The sequence below is a fragment of the Streptomyces spirodelae genome, assembly GCF_017676385.1.
GTDB classification, from domain to species: domain Bacteria; phylum Actinomycetota; class Actinomycetes; order Streptomycetales; family Streptomycetaceae; genus Streptomyces; species Streptomyces spirodelae.
This window is the reverse complement of the sequence record NZ_JAFFZN010000026.1, coordinates 21,895-39,337: the sequence shown is the minus strand read 5'-3', so window position 1 is coordinate 39,337 and position 17,443 is coordinate 21,895. Positions and strand designations below refer to the sequence as shown.

The window sequence follows — 17,443 nt, the reverse complement described above, 5'->3', positions numbered from 1 at the left end:
GGGACAGTGTCCGACAAATGAGGTGTTCATATGCTCCGCGCCGCTGTGCTCCGTTCCGTCCATACCCGTAGTGTCCTCGCCCTGTGCGCCGCAGGGGTGGTGGCGCTGGCACTGTCCGTACCGGCCGCGCAGGCGGCACCGGCACCGCAGGCGGCTCCCTGGGCGTCCGCCGCGCGGGCGGACGGGCCGGCAGACACACCGTCGAAGAGACCGGTCGTCCGCCACCGGCACACCGCCGACGACATCCACCGCTTCCTGACCTGGTTCTACGGCACGCACGGGCCGACCGAAGCCCAGCGGGAGCGCTTCGTCTCCGACTTCCTCAAGGAGAAGCAGGCGCAGAACCCCGACCACGACGTCATCCTGTGCGCCCAGAACACGCCGCGGAACATCGAGGTCGGTCCGGTGACCGTCGCACAGTCGGCCGGGGTCGGCTGGGCGACCGTGACGGCGTACTGGGCCGACGGCACCACCAGCACCTTCACCGCGTACGTCGCTCTAGACTCCCACCCGATCGAGCTGCACGAGGTGGTGTGCGCTCAATGACGGCCGACTACAGCGGAGTGAGATGGGCGAGTCGACAAGCGCGGAGCTGCCGGACTGGCCCCGGACCGAGGCGGAGGCCGTCGCGGCGCAGGAGCGGCTGCGCGAGGCCGCCGACCTGGTGGGGCCGGGGCCAGGGCCCGAGCAGGTGCGGACCGTGGCCGGGGTGGATGTCGCCTACGCGGACGACGGCGGCCTGGTGGCGGCCGCCGTCGTGCTCGACGCGGCAACGCTGACCGTGCTGGACGAGGCCGTCCATGTGGGCCGTACGGACTTTCCGTACGTCCCTGGGCTGTTGGCGTTCCGCGAACTGCCGTCCGTCATGGCCGCGCTGCGAGGGCTGTCCCGGCATCCGCGGCCGGACGTGGTGGTGTGCGACGGCTACGGGGTCGCACACCCCCGGCGCGCGGGACTCGCCGTGCACCTGGGCGTGTTGACCGGACTGCCCTGCTTCGGGGTGGCCAAGACGCCGTTCCTCTTCGAGTACGCTCAGCCAGGGCACGAGCGGGGCGCGTGGACGCCGCTGACCATCGGCGGCGAGCAGGTCGGCCGCGCGCTGCGCACCCGGGCCGGGGTCAAACCGGTGTTCGTCTCGGTCGGCAGCCGCATCGGCCTCGACAACGCCTGCGCCCTGACCCTCCGGCTGGCCCGCACCTACCGCCAGCCCGAGACGACGCGCCGCGCCGACCGCCTCGCCCGGCGCGGCCTCGCCGAACATCGCGGCAGGTCCGCAGGCCGGGAGGGCTCGGGAGAGGGCAAGGTCACACCCCTGAGCTGATGCTACTCGCGGGTTGCCTCCCCTAATCTGCGGCCATGACGGTCCCGCCTGAAGAAGGGCTCTCCCTCGCGGAGGACTTTCCGGAGGCCACGTACGACCAGTGGCAGCAACTCGTCTCCGGTGTCCTGCGCAAGACGGGAGCGACGGTCCCGGATGCATCCGTGCCCGAGTCCGCCCTCACCACGACGCTCGCCGACGGCATCGAAGTACGCCCCCTGTACACGAGGAGGGACGGCGGTGGCGCGCGCGGGTTCCCCGGGTTCGCGCCGTTCACCCGGGGCGGTCGCGCGGAGGGGAACGCCGCGCGGGGCTGGGACATACGGCAGCGGCACACGCGTACCGACGCCGGGGGGACCCGCGAGGCCGTGCTCGCGGACCTGGAAAACGGTGTCACCTCCCTCTGGCTGACCGTGGGCACGGGCGGACTGCCCGTCGCCGAGCTGGAGCGCGCGCTGGAGGGTGTCTACCTCGACCTGGCGCCCGTCGCGCTGGACGCGGGCGCCGAGTTCGGCGCGGCAGCGGCCGAACTGCTGCGGCTGCGGGAGCGGCTGGAGAAGGACGGCACACAGCCGGCGCCGGACAGCCTGCTGGGCGCCGACCCGCTGGGCCACGCGGCCCGTACGGGCGCGCACGAGACGGCACCCGGGCTGCGGCAGGAGGCAGCGCAACTGGCGGCGCGGTGCGCGAACCGGTACCCGGGCCTGCGTACGTATGTGGTCGACACGCTGCCGTACCACGAGGCGGGCGGCACACCGGCGCGGGAGCTGGGATGCGCGCTGGCCACCGGGGTGGCCTACCTGCGGGACATGACCGAGGCGGGGCTCTCCCTCGAAGCGGCCTGCGGGCAGCTGGAGTTCCGGTACGCGGCGACCGCCGACCAGTTCGCCACCATCGCGGCACTGCGCGCTGCGCGCAGGCTGTGGTCCCGGGTGGTACAGGCGTGCGGCGGCCCCGCACACGCCGGTGCGCAGCGGCAGCACGCGGTGACCTCTCCGGTGATGATGACCCGCCGCGACCCGTGGGTGAACATGCTGCGCACGACGGTCGCCACGCTGGCCGCCGGAGTCGGCGGGGCCGACGCGGTGACGGTGCTGCCCTTCGACGAGGCGCTGGGGCTGCCCGACGCGTTCGCCCGGCGTATCGCCCGCAACACCTCCACCATCCTGCTGGAGGAGTCGCACCTGGCCGGGGTGATCGACCCGGCGGGCGGCTCCTGGTACGTGGAGGCCCTCACCGACGAGCTGGCCCGTACCGCCTGGGAGCACTTCCAGGAGATCGAGGGTGCGGGCGGTATGGCCACGGCGCTGCGCGACGGGCTGGTGGCCGAGCGGCTGCGCGCGGGCTGGGCGGAGCGCAGCGGGAAGCTGGCACGCCGCAGCGAACCGATCACCGGAGTCAGCGAGTTCCCGCTGCTGGACGAGCGCCCCGTCGAGCGCGAGCCGGCACCCGTGAGGCCCGGCGGCGGGCTGCCGAGGGTACGGCGGGACGACGCGTACGAGGCGCTGCGCGCCCGTTCGGACGCACATCTGGCGGCGACCGGCGAGCGCCCGAAGCTGTTCCTGGCTGCGCTGGGTCCGGCGGCCGCACACACCGCGCGGGTCTCGTTCGTGGCCAACCTCGCGCGGGCCGGGGGTATCGAGCCCGTACACGATCCGGTGACGGTGGACGCCTCCGGCGCGGCGGATGCCTTCCGCCGCAGCGGCGCCTCCGTCGCCTGTCTGTGCTCCGGCGACGCCCTCTACGCCGAGCAGGCCGCCGGGGTGGCCGCCGCGCTCAAGGCAGCGGGTGCGGCCCGCGTGCTGCTGGCGGGCAAGCCCAAGGACCCCGAGCTGCGCGCGGAGTTCACCGGCGCGGGGGTCGACGAGTTCGTCCACGCGGGCGGCGACGCCGTCGCCCTCCTCACCTCTCTTCTCGACCGCATGGGGGTCGACGCATGAGCATCCCGGACTTCACAGCCGTCGGCCTGGACCCCGAAGAGCCCGAAGAAGCGGCCGGCACCAGAGAGCAGTGGAGCGCGGCCGTCAAGGAGCGCGTCGGGCGCGGCGTTCCGGACCTGGAGTGGCACACGCCCGAGGGCATCGCGGTCAAGCCGCTGTACACGGACGGGGATCTGCGGAGCCTGGACTTCCTGGAGACGTACCCGGGCATCGCCCCGTATCTGCGCGGCCCGTACCCGACGATGTACGTCAACCAGCCGTGGACGATCCGGCAGTACGCGGGCTTCTCCACCGCCGAGGAGTCCAACGCCTTCTACCGGCGCAATCTGGCGGCCGGTCAGAAGGGCCTGTCGGTCGCCTTCGACCTGCCCACCCACCGCGGCTACGACAGCGACCACCCGCGGGTGACGGGCGACGTCGGCATGGCGGGCGTGGCGATCGACTCGCTGTACGACATGCGGCAGCTGTTCGACGGCATCCCGCTGGACAGGATGACCGTCTCGATGACGATGAACGGCGCGGTGCTGCCGGTGCTGGCGCTCTACATCGTCGCCGCCGAGGAGCAGGGTGTGCCGCCGGAGAAGCTGGCGGGGACCATCCAGAACGACATCCTCAAGGAGTTCATGGTCCGCAACACCTACATCTACCCGCCGCAGCCCTCGATGCGGATCATCTCCGACATCTTCGCGTACACCTCGCAGAAGATGCCGCGCTACAACTCCATCTCCATCTCCGGCTACCACATCCAGGAGGCCGGGGCCACGGCCGACCTGGAGCTGGCGTACACCCTGGCGGACGGGGTGGAGTATCTGCGCGCCGGGCTGGAGGCCGGGATGGACGTGGACGCGTTCGCGCCCCGGCTGTCGTTCTTCTGGGCGATCGGCATGAACTTCTTCATGGAGGTCGCCAAGCTGCGCGCGGCGCGGCTGCTGTGGGCGAAACTGGTACGGCAGTTCGATCCGCAGAACCCCAAGTCGCTGTCGCTGCGCACCCATTCGCAGACCTCCGGCTGGTCGCTGACGGCGCAGGACGTGTTCAACAACGTCACCCGTACGTGTGTCGAGGCGATGGCCGCGACCCAGGGGCACACCCAGTCGCTGCACACCAACGCGCTGGACGAGGCGCTGGCCCTGCCCACCGACTTCTCGGCGCGGATCGCGCGCAACACCCAGCTCCTCCTCCAGCAGGAGTCGGGCACCTGCCGGGTGATCGACCCGTGGGGCGGCAGCGCGTACGTCGAGCGGCTCACCCACGATCTGGCGCGCCGCGCCTGGCAGCACATCGAGGAGGTGGAGGCGGCGGGCGGCATGGCCAAGGCCATCGACGCGGGCATCCCCAAGCTCCGCGTCGAGGAGGCCGCTGCCCGCACCCAGGCCCGGATCGACTCCGGCAGGCAGCCGGTGATCGGCGTCAACAAGTACCGGGCGGCCAGTGACGAGCAGATCGACGTGCTCAAGGTCGACAACTCCGCGGTGCGTGCCCAGCAGATCGAGAAGCTGCGCAGGCTGCGGGCCGAGCGGGACGAGGGTGCCTGCCGGGCCGCGCTGGACGCGCTCACCCGGGCCGCGGAGGCGGGCTCGGGGCCGGGGCTGGAGAACAACCTGCTGGCGCTCGCGGTGGACGCGGCGCGCGCCATGGCCACAGTCGGCGAGATCTCCGATGCGCTGGAGAAGGTGTACGGGCGGCACGCGGGTCAGATCCGTACGATCTCCGGTGTGTACCGCGAGGAGGCAGGAGTGTCGTCGTCCCTGGCCCGCACCCGTCAGCTGGTGGACGCCTTCGAGGAGGCGGAGGGGCGCAGGCCCCGGCTGCTGGTGGCCAAGATGGGGCAGGACGGGCACGATCGGGGCCAGAAGGTGATCGCCACCGCCTTCGCCGACCTGGGCTTCGACGTCGATGTCGGGCCGCTGTTCCAGACCCCGGCCGAGGTGGCACGGCAGGCGGTGGAGGCGGACGCGCACATCGTGGGTGTCTCCTCGCTGGCGGCCGGCCACCTCACGCTCGTACCGGCGCTGCGGGACGAACTGGCGGCGGCCGGGCGGGACGACATCATGATCGTCGTCGGCGGGGTGATCCCGCCCGCCGATGTCGAGCCGCTGCACGAGGCCGGTGCGACGGCCGTCTTCCCGCCGGGGACCGTGATCCCGGACGCGGCGTACGACCTGGTGCGTAAGCTGGCCGACGAGCTGGGCCACCACGACCTCGGCCAGGGCGGACCCGAAGGCCGTGAGGGCTGAGCGGGTGCCCAGGACGATCGACCTCGACAGCTATGCCAAGGGCGTGCTGGAGGGCTCCCGCGCGCACATCGCCCGCGCCATCACGCTGGTCGAGTCCCGCAGGGCCGACCACCGCGAGCTGGCCCAGCAGCTGCTGACGACGCTGCTGCCGCACTCGGGCGGCGCCCGGCGGGTGGGTATCAGCGGGGTGCCGGGAGTCGGCAAGTCGACGTTCATCGACGCGCTGGGCACCCTGCTGACCGAGCGGGGACACCGGGTCGCCGTGCTGGCGGTCGACCCCTCCTCCAGCCGTACGGGCGGCTCCATCCTGGGCGACAAGACCCGGATGGAGCGCCTGGCGGTCAACCCCGCCGCCTTTGTCCGCCCCTCCCCCACCGCGGGGACGCTGGGCGGCGTCGCCAAGGCCACCCGCGAGACGATGATCGTGATGGAGGCCGCCGGCTATGACGTCGTCCTGGTGGAGACGGTCGGCGTGGGGCAGTCGGAGGCGACCGTCGCGCAGATGGTCGACTCCTTCCTGCTGCTGACCCTGGCCCGCACCGGCGACCAGCTCCAGGGCATCAAGAAGGGCGTGCTGGAGATCGCGGACGTGCTGGCCGTCAACAAGGCCGACGGTCCGCACGAGCGCGACGCCCGCTCGGCCGCCCGCGAGTTGGCGGGCGCACTCCGGCTCATGCGTCCCCAAGCTCTCGGCTCCGCTCGAGCAGGGGAGACCCCACTCACCGACACCGCCTGGACGCCGCCCGTGCTCACCTGCAGCGGCCGGGAGGGCTCAGGGCTCGACGAGGTGTGGGAGCGGCTGGAGCGGCACCGCGCGGTTCTGGAGTCGACCGGGGAGCTGACGGCCAAACGGCGCGACCAGCAGGTCGAGTGGGTGTGGTCGATGGTGCGCGACGACCTGCTGAGCCGACTGGAACAGCACCAGGATGTCCGGCGGCTGGCGCCGCTGCTCGAAGAGCGGGTCCGCGAGGGTTCGTTGACGGCGACCCTGGCGGCCCAGCGCATCGTGGAGGCATTCGGCCTCCGCTGACGTCTGTACCGGGCGCTTGGTTGTACGCCCGGGAGATCGCACTGCCGCACGCGGTGTGGTGAGTGCCGCCGCTGCGCGCGGACCTTGCCGTCGATCCCATCCCCCGTCCGAGGGGGCGGCCGGAGCACAGGCACGTGCCGCCCCTCCAATGGGCATGCACAACGGCAGCCACGGACTCGGTCACGAGTGCCGCGTTGACGGGCCCCCTGGCTGCCGGCGGACGGGGCCCGAAGGACTCGTACGCAGTTCCGCCACCCGGACGAGAGAGGTACCGGATGGGAGAAGCGGCACCCCTGGTCCATACGGCCACCACCGTCGCCGTGATGGTCCTGCTCATTCTCAAGGCGAAGCTCAACCCCGCGCTCGCGCTGGTGCTCAGCGCCATCTACCTCGGCATCGTCTGCGGACTCGGCCCCGAACAGACCCTGGAGACCGTCCACAGGGGCTTCGGCGACCTGATGGCCAAGGTGGGGCTGCTGATCGTGCTCGGTGTCCTGCTGGGCACGCTGCTCGCCTCGTTCGGCGCCTTCGAGCGGCTGATGGCCGTGCTGCTGCGCAGACTCGGCCGGCGGGCGCTGCCCTATGCCTTCGCCGTACTGATCGGCACCTTCCTCCAGTTCATCTTCACTGATGTGCTGCTGGTGGTGACCGCGCCACTGGCCAGAGCACTGGGCGGGCGGATCGGCCGGGGCGGCCCGGCGCGGATGGCCGCGGCGCTGGCCCTGGGCCTGGAGGTGGGTGTCGCCCTTTCGGTGCCGGGTGTCGGCGCCCTCGCGCTGGCCGGGCTGCTGGGCGTCTCGCTGGGCCACATACTGCTGTACGGCCTGCCACTGGCGTCCGTGACGATCGTGCTGACGTTGCTCCTGTTCGACGTACTGGTCAAGCACGGCTTCTGGAACCCCGAACGGGACGAGAGCGCCGCGGTGCCCGGTGAACCGGCCAGGCCGAGCGAGGAGTCGGCGAACACGGCGCGCGACGCGGCCGCTGCGCCGGACGCGTCCGCACCGCAGGATGCGTCCGCACCGCAGGATGCGGCCGCACCGCAGGATGCGTCCGCACCGCAGGATGCGGCCGCAGCGCGGGACGCCGCCCCGGCGCGACCGTTGCCGCTGCTGCTCTCCCCGCTGCTCCTCGCACTGGCGATGACCGCGACCGGCGCCGTCGCCGAGGTAGCCGGGTGGCGTTCGCCCGTCCTCGGCTTCCTCGGCGACCCGGTGGTCGGGCTGCTCGCCGGGCTGACCTGCGCCTGCTGGATCGCACGGCGCCAGCTGCCCCGGGGCGCAGTCAGTGAGCTGTTCGGGCGGGGCTACCGGAAGACCGGCCAGATCCTGGTGCTGCGGGGCGTGGGCGGGTCGCTGGCCGCTGTGGTGGGCGCGGTGGGGCTCGGGAACCTGGTAGAGGATCACGTCTCGACCAGCACCTGGGCGCCGCTCGCGCTCGTCTGGCTGATCGCGGCCCTCCTGCACATGGCCATCGGCTCCGTCGTCACCGCGGCCATCACAGCGGCGAGCGTCCTGGTCCCGGTGGTGCCGGACCTGGACGTGGAGCCGGTCCTGGTCGCCCTCGCAGCGGGTGCGGGCTCGCTGTTCGCCATCCACGCCACCAGCAACACCTTCTGGCTGCTGCAGAGCCTGCTCGGCCAGACGACGCGGGGCGCGTTGAAGACAGTGACGGTGACCGTCTCGACCGCATCGGTGATCGCGCTGGGCCTGATCCAGACGATGAGCCTGGTGCTGTGAGCGGACTGTGAGAGGACGGCAAAACCCTGAGATCGTGGCTTCGGTTTCCTTGGGCACCGGAATCAGCCTCACATGGCACCGAAAGCCCCTATAACAGTTGTTGCGAGCCATCAAGGCAACGGATTCCGTTGAATGGAGGTCTTGACTCCGCTTCCCTGCAACAGCTTGTATGCGCTCACCGGAACGCGATTCCGGCGTCCACACCTTCCGCACCGACCGCTCGGTGCGCCACCGGAGGCGATACCGCTCCCCCGCCCAGTACGCACGGTACGAACGGACCAGCATGACCGACACGCTCGAAGACCCCGGCAAGCCCAAACTCACCCGCTCCATCGGCGTGGTGGGCGGTACGCTGCTCACCCTGTCCTGTCTGACCCCGGCATCGTCACTTTTCGTGATCGTGCCGGACTCGTTCAGCACCCTGGGCACCGGGACCGCGCTCACCATCACCGTCGCCGCGCTGCTGTGCATCGGCGTCGCGTTCACCTACTCCGAGCTGGGCACTCTCATCCCGAGCTCGGGCGGTGAGTACGCCATGGTCGGCACCCTGATGGGGAGGCTGGCGGGGTGGCTGGTCTTCGTCCTGTCACTGATCGTCGTCATGATCGTGCCGCCGATCATCGCGCTGGGCACTGCGGACTACCTCGCCCCGGTCATCGACCTCGATCCACGGTTCGCGGCCGCCGCCGTGATGCTGCTCTCCACCGCCATGGGCCTGCTGGACCTGCGGGCCAACGCGTGGATCACGGGTGTCTTCCTCGCCCTGGAGGTCGTCGGTGCCGCCATCGTCGCCTTCCTGGGCTTCACCCACGCCCAGCGCCCCGCCTCGGTGCTCGTCAACCCGGTCATGGACGGCGGACACGGCCACACCTCGCCGGTCACCGCCGGGCTGATCGTCGCCGGGCTCGCCACCGCGCTCTTCATCCTGCAGGGCTTCTCCACCGCCGTATATCTGGCCGAGGAGATGGAGAACCCTCGGCGCACCGTGGCCCGCACCGTGCTGTGGACACTCGGCATCGGGTTCGCGGTCGTCATCGTCCCGGTGGTCGCCATCACCCTGGGCGCTCCTGATCTGCACACACTGGCCGGCGGCGACATCGCGGCCATGGTGCAGCAGTGGAGCAACTCTGCCGTCGGAACGTTCATCAGCCTGTGCATCGCGCTGGCGATCGTCAACGCCGCGATCGTGATGGTCATCCAGAACTCCCGGGTCGTCTTCGCCTCCGCACGCGACGCCGCCTGGCCCACCCCGGTCAACCGCGCCCTGACCCGGCTCGGCCGGCGCTTCGGCTCCCCCTGGGCGGCCACACTGGTGGTCGGCGTACCCGGCGCGCTGCTGTGCTTCGTCGACCTGGACATGCTGAGCGAGGTCACCGGGGTGGCCGTGGCCGGGATGTACGTCTTCGTCGCGCTCGGCGCCCTCGCCGCGCGCCGGGCTGCGTACAAGCACCGGGCAGCCTGGCGTATGCCGCTGTGGCCGGCGCTCCCCGCGCTCCTGATGGCGGCCCTGCTGTGGGTGCTGTGGCAGCAGAGCGCGCAGAGCCTCGCCATAACGGGCACCATCGTCGCCCTCGCCGTCGCCTACTGGGCGCTGTATCTGCGCCCGCGGCACCGGACGCACTGGGTCATCTCCGTCCCCGAGGACGAGCAGGCCCCGCCGGCCGCGCAGCCGGAAACCCTCCAGCCCGTCTGAACGGAGGCGGCGCCCCTCGCGCGCGGACAACCGTCTCGAATGTCCGGAACTGTTCTGACCTGCGGATCTGTGACACAGGCGAGACCGGGGATCGATCATCCTGTCGCCAAACGTGGCCGATAGTGTTCCGTACGCGAACGCGGGGGCACACGCGTCGAACCGCGTGAGCGCTGACGTCTCCCCCCGCTGCTCCGTGCCCGTACTCAGGGGCGCCGAACACCGAGGAGGGGAGCCATGTCCTATCCGAGCCCGCCTGAAAGTCCCGGGAACGCCGGGGACTCCGGGCGGCATCCCGGCCCACCTCCTACGGCGCCGCCGCCGGTGCCGCCAGGCACCGCACCCGGTGCGGCGCCTGGTCCGCCCGGAGCCCCGCCCGGACCGCAACCCGGGGCCGCTCCCGGCGCCGCACCCGGATTCCAGCCGGGGATGCCCCCGGCCGGCGCGCCAGGCGGCTATCCCAACGGCGGCTTCCCCGGCGGCGGAATGCCCGGTGGCATGCCCGGGGGCGGCGGGGTGCCGGGCGGTGGCGGAATGCCCGGCATCGGAATGCCGGGCGGTGGCGCGGCGCCCTTTGCGCCCCGGCCGAAGAAGAACACCGGCCGCAACTGTCTCACCGCCCTCCTCAGCGTCGTGGGCGCCCTGGCCCTCCTCGCGGGCGGCGCCCTGACCGCGCACACCTTCTCCAACGCGAACCAGGACATCCCCAACCGCACCGGCTACGGCCCCGTGATGTGGCGCAACAAGCCGGTCGACCAGCTCTTCCCCAAGACGCTAGGGCCCCGGACCGGCCAGTCCGACGCCGACGACCCGAAGAGCGCCGAGTGGCACCGCCTGGGCATATCCGAGAAGACGGGCTGCTCCGAGGCGTTGACCGGAACGCTGGCCGCCGAGGCGGACAAGCGCGGCTGCAAGGCCGTGCTGCGCGCCACCTACACCGACCCGACGGGCAACCTGGTCGCCACCGTGGCACTCATCGTCCTGCCGAAGACGGACGATCCAGAGGCGGGCATGAGCTCCTTCTTCGACGCGGAGAAGGACAAGGACACCGCGAGCCACGGCGTCAAGGCCCTCCCGGTACCGGACACCGTCGCCGCCGACTGGAAGGACGCCGCCCGCAACGGCTCGGACGGGACGCAGACCACAGGGCCCGGCCTCCCCTACGCCATCGCCGTATCCGCCGGTTCCACCGACGGCCGCAAGGCGGGCCACCTGCCCGGCGACTGGGGCAGGACGGAGCTCGATGCCAAGTCGGACCGGATGCCCTGGCGGGAGGCGGCGGCCACCCTCGCCGAGGACCTGAACATGCATCTGGGCGACCTGCTGAACGAGGAGACCTCATGAACCGCCGGCGCCTCGGCACGCTGATCGCCGCGGCCGGACTGAGCTCCCTGCTGTGCGCGACCACCGTGACACCCGCCCGGGCCGACACGCCCACCAGTTGGGAAGCGCGGGCCCTCGGCCTGTCCGCCGCGCAGCGCACCACCAAGGGCGAGGGCATCAAGGTCGCCGTGCTGGACAGCGGTGTGGAGAAGAACCACCCGGCCCTCGCCGGCAAGGTGACCACCGGGCCCGACTTCCTCAAGGACGGCCTGGAGCCGGGAGATCCGCGCTGGGGAGGCCACGGCACGGCCATGGCGTCCGATGTGCTCAAGGTCGCCCCGAAGGCACACATCCTGTCGGTACGGGTGATCGACGACAAGAAGGAGCACGACGCGGACGACTGGAAGACCGGGCCCAGCCCCGTCGCGCAGGGCATCAACTACGCGGTCGACCACGGCGCGGACGTCATCTCCATGTCGCTGGGCGGCGACTCCTTCGGGTCCAGCTTCAACGAGGACGAGACCAAGGCCCTGGCCCACGCCGCGTACAAGGGTGTGACCGTCGTGGCCTCGGCGGGCAACGACGGCGACGTCCTCAACGACTCGTCCTACCCGGCCGGCTATCCCGGCGTCATCGCCGTCGCCGCCGTCGAACAGGGCGGCAGCCGGGCCGAGTTCTCCACCGTGCGGACGTACAACACGGTGGCGGCGCCCGGCGTCGGCATCGTCAGCGCGAAGAACACCGGCGGCTACGAAGCCGTCAACGGCACCTCGCCCGCCGCCGCGCTCACCTCCGGTGTGGTGGCACTGATGCTGGCCAAGAACCACAAGCTGAAGCCCTCCCAGATCCGGGCCATCCTCACCGAGACCGCGGAGCACCCGCCGGGGGGCTACAGTCCGCTGGTCGGCCACGGGGTGATCAACGCGGCGGCCGCCGTACGCGCCGCGTCGAAGCCTCCGGCTCACGACGCCTCCCCCACCGAGTACAAGGGCGAGGAGTTCCTGGCCTCCCCGACGGACGTCAAGCCCACCCAGCACCCGCCGATGGACACGGCACTGCTGACAATCGGCCTCTCGGCGGCCGGCGTGGGCCTGCTGATGGTCGTCGGCGCCATCATCGTGAACCGCACCGGCCGCCGCCCCACCGCCACTGGAGCGGCCGGCCATGGGGGTGCCCCTGTGTGAGGCGTGCGGGGTGGGCTGCGGGTGCTCCGTAGTTGCTCTCGCAGTTCCCCGCGCCCCTGATGGGGCGCTCACGGGAGCATGCGCAGGCCGTCCTCCTCGGCCCCTCGACTGAAGACGGCCTTGCGGATGGTCTCGTACGCTTCATCCTGCGCGGGGTCACCCGCACCCCTGCTCTTCTCGGACGCGAGATTGATCAGCGTGTGCCGAGGCGAGGTCTTCATCATGAACGGAGTGAACCCCGCCTTGTCGACGGTCCACTGCCTGCTGCCGCCTTTGCTGTCCTTCGCACCGGGCCGCGTCTTCGGCGGCACGAAGTGGAACCGGGCCGCGGTGCCCATGCTGCCGCGCGGGTCGTTCATCTTCCCGGCGATCTGGTCGCCCATCCCGTAGACCACCCAGGTCCCGTTGACCTTCTCGTACGCCTGGGGAACGTGTGCGTGGGTGCCGAGGATCAGATCGATGTCCCGGCGCCCGTGGGAGCGCGAGGCGGTCAGCTTCTTGGCCACGGAGCGCTGGAGTTCGTCCGGGCTCTCCTGCCACTCGGTGCCCCAGTGCAGGCTGGCCACCACCACGTCGGCCCCGGCCCGGCGCGCGACCCGGGCATCCCGGATGATGCGCTCGGGCTCGATGAGGTTGACGAGCCACGGCTTGTTCTCGGGCAGGGAGATGCCGTTGGTGCCGTAGGTGTAGGACAGCTGCGCCACCTTGGCGTCACCCGCCCGCAGCAGGGCCGGACGGCCGCGCTCCTGTTTCGACCGGGCCGACCCCACATGTTTGAGACCGGCACCGTCCATCGCCTTGAGGGTGCGGCCGACCCCGTCGGCACTGTCGTCCAGGGTGTGGTTGGAGCCGGTCGAACACGAGTCGTAGCCCGCCTCCTTGACGGAGCGGGCGAGCTGCGGTGGCGTCTGGAAGAGCGGATAGCCGGTGAACGGCCCGCCGTCGGGACCGTAGATGGTCTCCATATGGCAGATCGCCAGGTCGGCCTGGCGCGCCAGCGGCTTGGCCGCGGCGATCATACGGCCGAAGTCGTAGCCGGAGCCGCCCGCGTCCGCGCGTGCCTGCCGGATGATCGAGTCGTGCACCAGCAGGTCTCCCGTGGCGAAGAGCGAGAACCCGCGCCGCGAGTGCTCGCCGCGCTCACCCTGCGCCTGCGCGGCCTGCTCCCCGCTGCCGTGTCCGGCCCGGCCGCCGTCCCGCCCGGAACGGGAGCCGTCGCCGCATCCGGTGACGCCGCCGAGCAGCGCGGCGAGGGCGACGGCGGCCGCCGCGTGCCGGACACCGACCCGGGTACGGCCTCGGGGGCGGGCGCCGACGGGGGCGGCGGTGCGGGTGCGGACACCGGTGCGGTGGGGAGCGGGGCCGGGGGCGGGGTGACTGCTGCTCATTCGAGCTCCTCCGAGGTGGGACAGGCCGAGAGTGGGAGGGAAAGTCATATAAGTCCGATTAACGGACTGGTAAATGACTCGTCCCCTCTGTCCCGCAGCCACACCGCGGCTACCGCCGAACGGCCTACGAGGTGCACCCGGACGATCGTCCGACACGCCCACAGCTCCCGCCCGGACGGCTCAGCCCGGGCCGCTCAGCCGGGCCGCTCGCGCTCACGCGCGGGTGACGGTGTGCCGGAAGAGCGCGCGAAGGGCGGCGTGCGACGCGGATGGCAGCTCGGCCTTGTCCAACTGAGTGAACGCCTCGGAAAGTTGCCAGGAGGAGATCTCGTGCGCCGCGGCGCGCCCGCCCGCGTTCTCGATGAGGTCGGCCAGCTCGTCGGGGGGCGGCGGGCAGGCGGGGCCGCCACCCAGAGACTCGGCGAGAGTGCGTGCCGCGGGGTTGCCCGCGCGCAGCGCCGCGATCAGCGGCAGGCTCGGCCCGCCCTCCCGTAATCCGCTCATGACGGGCCGGCCGCTCAGGCCCGTACCGGACCAGAGGTCCTCGATGTCGCGGGCGGCCTGCACGGCTATGCCCAAATGGTGACCGGCCCGGGTCAGCGCCTCGACGACCCGCTCGTCGGCGCCGCCCAGCAGCGCCCCGCCCGCCAGCGCACACTCCAGCAGGGAACTGGTGCGGGCCGCCGCGACCGCCGCGTACTCCTCCACACTGATCCCCTCGGGCGCCCGGCGGCGCAGTGCCAGTTCGGCCGAGCGACCGCTGATCAGCCGGGAGGTCGTACGGGTCAGCAGTCGCAGCACGACGGCGCGTGCCTCTCCCGCGTCCTCCTCCCGCGCGCCCCCCGCGCCCTCTCCCCGGGTACCGCCAGGGTCCCCGGACAGCAGCAGGCAGCGGGTGGCCGCGCCCAGCAGCGCGTCCCCCGCCAGCACGGCCCAGCCGGTGCCGTAGACGGCCCATACAGCGGAGCGGCCCCGTCGCAGTGCTTCGCCGTCCATGACGTCGTCGTGCAAAGCGGCCCAGTTGTGTACGAGCTCCACGGCCGCGGCCCCCGGCAGTGCCGCGGCCGTGGAGGCATCGGGGAGCCCGCCGTCCCGCTCGGCCTCGCCGGCGCCCGCCGCGTGCAGGGCGAGCGCCGCGTGCGGGTACGGGCCCGGGGTGACGCCGTAGGTGGGGCTGCCGTCCGGCCGGGTCCAGCCGAAGTGGTAGCCGCAGACCCGCCGCAGCTCGGGCTGCAGCGCCCCGACTGCCTCCCTCAGCACGGGTTCGGTCCGCTCGTGCGCGTACGCCAGCAGGGAGGGTGCGGCGGGGACGTCGGTGAGGTCGTGAGTCGTCATACCGGAGCGGCGTCTCCTTTCTCCGGCCCAGGCGCGCCAAGCAGCGCGAAGCGTGTGGGAATGGTGCGCTCTCAGTAATCGGCTTTCCCCTCACCGTGCCCGGTGACTCCCGCTCGGTGGGCCCAGTACGAAGCACGCGGGGGCGCAGGGGGCGGCACGGCGCGGCAGGGGGCAGCAGAGCGCAGCCGAGCGGGAGAAGGCGCAGGTGTGAGGCGCCCGAGGAGTGCAACCCGGAGCCAGAGCGCACGGCTCCCGGATGCGGGTGAGCACACCAGGGGCCAGAGTGAGAGCGCACGCGCCGGCGCCCTGCGGGACCGAGGGGGCGCACGGCACGTCCGCAGCACAGAGTGGCCGCTTCCGCAGGTGGCCGCTTCGCGGCACGGAGGAGCAGCCAGGGCACAGGAAGGGCGGGAGAAGCGATGGCACGTCCGGTCTGGAGGGGAGTGATCACCTTCGGGCTGGTCACGGTTCCGGTGCGGATGTACGCCGCGACCGAGGACCACACCACCCACTTCCACCAGCTGCAGCGGGGCACCAACGACCGGGTGCGCAACAAGCGCGTCAACGAGCGCACCGGCAAGGACGTCGAGTACGACGACATCGTCAAGGGATACGAGGTCGCCGACGGCGAGTACGTCACAGTGGAGCGGGAGCAGTTGCTCGAAGCACTGGGCGGCTCCGGCAAGGCCGCCTGAGCCGGCCGCACCGGACCGGCCGCCATCCGTGACCGGTCGTGGGTCGGCGGATCACGGTGTCCAGCGGCGCAGCGGCGTCCGGCTCTCGTACGGCATCGGGTCCGGGTACGTGAGCAGTTCCAGCGTGCTGTCCCAGGGGGTGCGGCAGTAGACGAACCGGTTGCGGGCGCCGGCCTCGGGGCCGGGCAGCCCGTGCGGCTGGTCGAGTACGGTGCCGCCCGCCTCCCGGACGGCGGCGCAGGCGGCGGGCAGGTCCGTCACATAGCAGGCCAGGTGCTGCCAGCCCAGATCGCTGGGTACGGCCGCCGCACGCTGCCGGGGACCATGAAATTCGAACAGTTCGATACCGGGCCCGTGCGGCAGGCTCAGCATGCGCACGGCGACCTGCTCGGCGCCGGGCGGCACCCCGAGCCGCCGGGTGGTCTCCCGGCCTCCTCTGGGACCTTCCGCTCGGGGAAGCGTGTCGTAGAGCACTTCGGCTCCGAGCACCCGGGCGAAGAACTCGCTCGCCGCCTCGATATCGGGGACGGTCACGCCGACATGGTCGATTCCCCGGGGCTCATGTATATGACGCATACAGGCGCGCTCCTTTCGTTCTCGATGATGACGCGAGAACAGCAGGACCGCATACGGGAGTTCACCGCGCGAGGGCGGCGCTCACCGGGCCGTTACAGCGGAATGTCCGCGCAGATGATCTTTCCTGCTTCGGGGTGCAGCCGAATGGTGACATCCCGCGCCAGATGGCAGACGATGGGCCAGCCGAAGCCGCCCCCTTCCCCCTCGGCGAAATCCTGCGGACTGCGGTCACGGGGAAGCGCCGAACTGGAATCCGCCACCTCGACTGTGACGGTTCCGTGCCCGGCGCTCAACCGGAAGTCCCGGACCCCGTCGCCGTGCCGGAGGGCGTTGGTCACCAGCTCGGACACGACCAGCAGCACGGTCTCTGCGGCTTCGGACGAGGGCGGCGGCGAGACCGTGGCCAGAAAGTGCCGAGTGAGTCTGCGGGCCTGAAAACTGCTGCGCACATAACGCGTGCGCGCGGTGTCCGCTGTAACACTCTCCTCACCACGGAGGGCCGCTACCTGTTCCATGCTTGTCTCCCGTCTCCGCAGGGCTGTTGCCGCCGAAAGCGGCCAGACCCACGAATGTGGGGGTCTTTCCTCTTCCGTCGAGGTCTCGCCCCTGTGCGAATACCTCGCCGGCCGCTGAACGGTGCCCCTTGTGAACGCTCGAACGGCTGCAGGGTCAGTTACCCGGGCCTTTCGTCTTCATGCATGGTTCGGCCCGGATGGTACGGACAAGGAAAGGTCAGATCATTTGGTCGTCCATGAACGATCACCGGGGGAACCGAATCCGCCGGGGCGACGCACGGAGGGACGCGCCGCCACAGCCGGAGGAAGAGGGCGCCGTGCCGGGCGGCAGGACGTACGATCACTGTGCGAAGGGGGCACCGGGGAGGCGATCGGCGCGCCCCGGGGAGGACACAGGATTTGGGATACTCGGAAGGCCGCAGATCCGCATCGTGCGGGACGCGCAGAGCACCGGCTCCGTGCCGGGGGACGGA

General features: G+C 71.7%; 14 protein-coding genes. 10 read left to right on the top strand and 4 right to left on the bottom strand.

The window, feature by feature from the left end; all coding sequences use genetic code 11:
- Positions 1-30 precede the first annotated feature (30 nt).
- From JW592_RS24825 to JW592_RS24785, 9 genes are all read left to right on the top strand, one after another.
- Positions 31-546 (top strand): hypothetical protein, encoded by a 516-nt coding sequence (locus JW592_RS24825; RefSeq protein ID WP_209267451.1) that lies wholly within the window; start codon positions 31-33, stop codon positions 544-546.
- Between the two features lie 22 nt (positions 547-568).
- Positions 569-1,321: an endonuclease V gene (locus JW592_RS24820; protein WP_209267450.1), complete on the top strand. Its 753-nt coding sequence runs from the start codon at positions 569-571 to the stop codon at positions 1,319-1,321.
- 35 nt (positions 1,322-1,356) lie between these two features.
- Positions 1,357-3,258, top strand: coding sequence for a methylmalonyl-CoA mutase family protein (locus JW592_RS24815; RefSeq protein WP_209267449.1), 1,902 nt, complete (start codon positions 1,357-1,359; stop codon positions 3,256-3,258).
- Positions 3,255-5,495, top strand: coding sequence for a methylmalonyl-CoA mutase (gene scpA, locus JW592_RS24810; protein ID WP_209267448.1), 2,241 nt, complete (start codon positions 3,255-3,257; stop codon positions 5,493-5,495). The genes JW592_RS24815 and scpA overlap by 4 nt, the downstream gene beginning before the upstream one ends.
- Before the next feature lie 4 nt (positions 5,496-5,499).
- Positions 5,500-6,525, top strand: a complete 1,026-nt coding sequence (gene meaB, locus JW592_RS24805) for a methylmalonyl Co-A mutase-associated GTPase MeaB (protein ID WP_209267518.1) — start codon at positions 5,500-5,502, stop codon at positions 6,523-6,525.
- Between the two features lie 275 nt (positions 6,526-6,800).
- On the top strand, positions 6,801-8,264 hold the full coding sequence (locus tag JW592_RS24800) for a GntP family permease (protein WP_209267447.1): 1,464 nt from the start codon (positions 6,801-6,803) through the stop codon (positions 8,262-8,264).
- A 283-nt stretch (positions 8,265-8,547) separates the two neighbouring features.
- Positions 8,548-9,957 (top strand): APC family permease, encoded by a 1,410-nt coding sequence (locus JW592_RS24795; protein ID WP_209267446.1) that lies wholly within the window; start codon positions 8,548-8,550, stop codon positions 9,955-9,957.
- 426 nt (positions 9,958-10,383) lie between these two features.
- Positions 10,384-11,298 carry a hypothetical protein gene (locus JW592_RS24790; RefSeq protein ID WP_307805532.1) on the top strand — a complete coding sequence of 305 codons (915 nt, stop codon included), beginning with the start codon at positions 10,384-10,386 and terminating at the stop codon, positions 11,296-11,298.
- Complete coding sequence (locus tag JW592_RS24785; RefSeq protein WP_209267445.1) at positions 11,295-12,461, top strand: S8 family peptidase; 1,167 nt, start codon at positions 11,295-11,297, stop codon at positions 12,459-12,461. Before JW592_RS24790 ends, JW592_RS24785 begins: the two co-directional genes overlap by 4 nt.
- Positions 12,462-12,529: 68 nt before the next feature.
- Here the strand turns inward: JW592_RS24785 and JW592_RS24780 are convergent, their stop codons facing one another.
- Both JW592_RS24780 and JW592_RS24775 read right to left on the bottom strand, forming a co-directional pair.
- The gene (locus tag JW592_RS24780; RefSeq protein WP_229376778.1) at positions 12,530-13,849 is read right to left on the bottom strand and encodes a CapA family protein; all 1,320 of its coding nucleotides are present in this window, start codon (positions 13,847-13,849) and stop codon (positions 12,530-12,532) included.
- 213 nt (positions 13,850-14,062) lie between these two features.
- Positions 14,063-15,184 carry a polyprenyl synthetase family protein gene (locus JW592_RS24775; RefSeq protein ID WP_209267444.1) on the bottom strand — a complete coding sequence of 374 codons (1,122 nt, stop codon included), beginning with the start codon at positions 15,182-15,184 and terminating at the stop codon, positions 14,063-14,065.
- A gap of 419 nt (positions 15,185-15,603) precedes the next feature.
- Here JW592_RS24775 and JW592_RS24770 point away from each other — a divergent pair, with 419 nt between their 5' ends.
- Positions 15,604-15,879 (top strand): Ku protein, encoded by a 276-nt coding sequence (locus JW592_RS24770; RefSeq protein ID WP_372446566.1) that lies wholly within the window; start codon positions 15,604-15,606, stop codon positions 15,877-15,879.
- Between the two features lie 51 nt (positions 15,880-15,930).
- Here the strand turns inward: JW592_RS24770 and JW592_RS24765 are convergent, their stop codons facing one another.
- A complete protein-coding gene (locus JW592_RS24765) occupies positions 15,931-16,455 on the bottom strand; it encodes a VOC family protein (protein ID WP_209267443.1) in 525 nt (174 codons plus the stop codon).
- A gap of 92 nt (positions 16,456-16,547) precedes the next feature.
- Positions 16,548-16,970 (bottom strand): ATP-binding protein, encoded by a 423-nt coding sequence (locus JW592_RS24760; protein ID WP_209267442.1) that lies wholly within the window; start codon positions 16,968-16,970, stop codon positions 16,548-16,550.
- Positions 16,971-17,443: the final 473 nt, after the last annotated feature.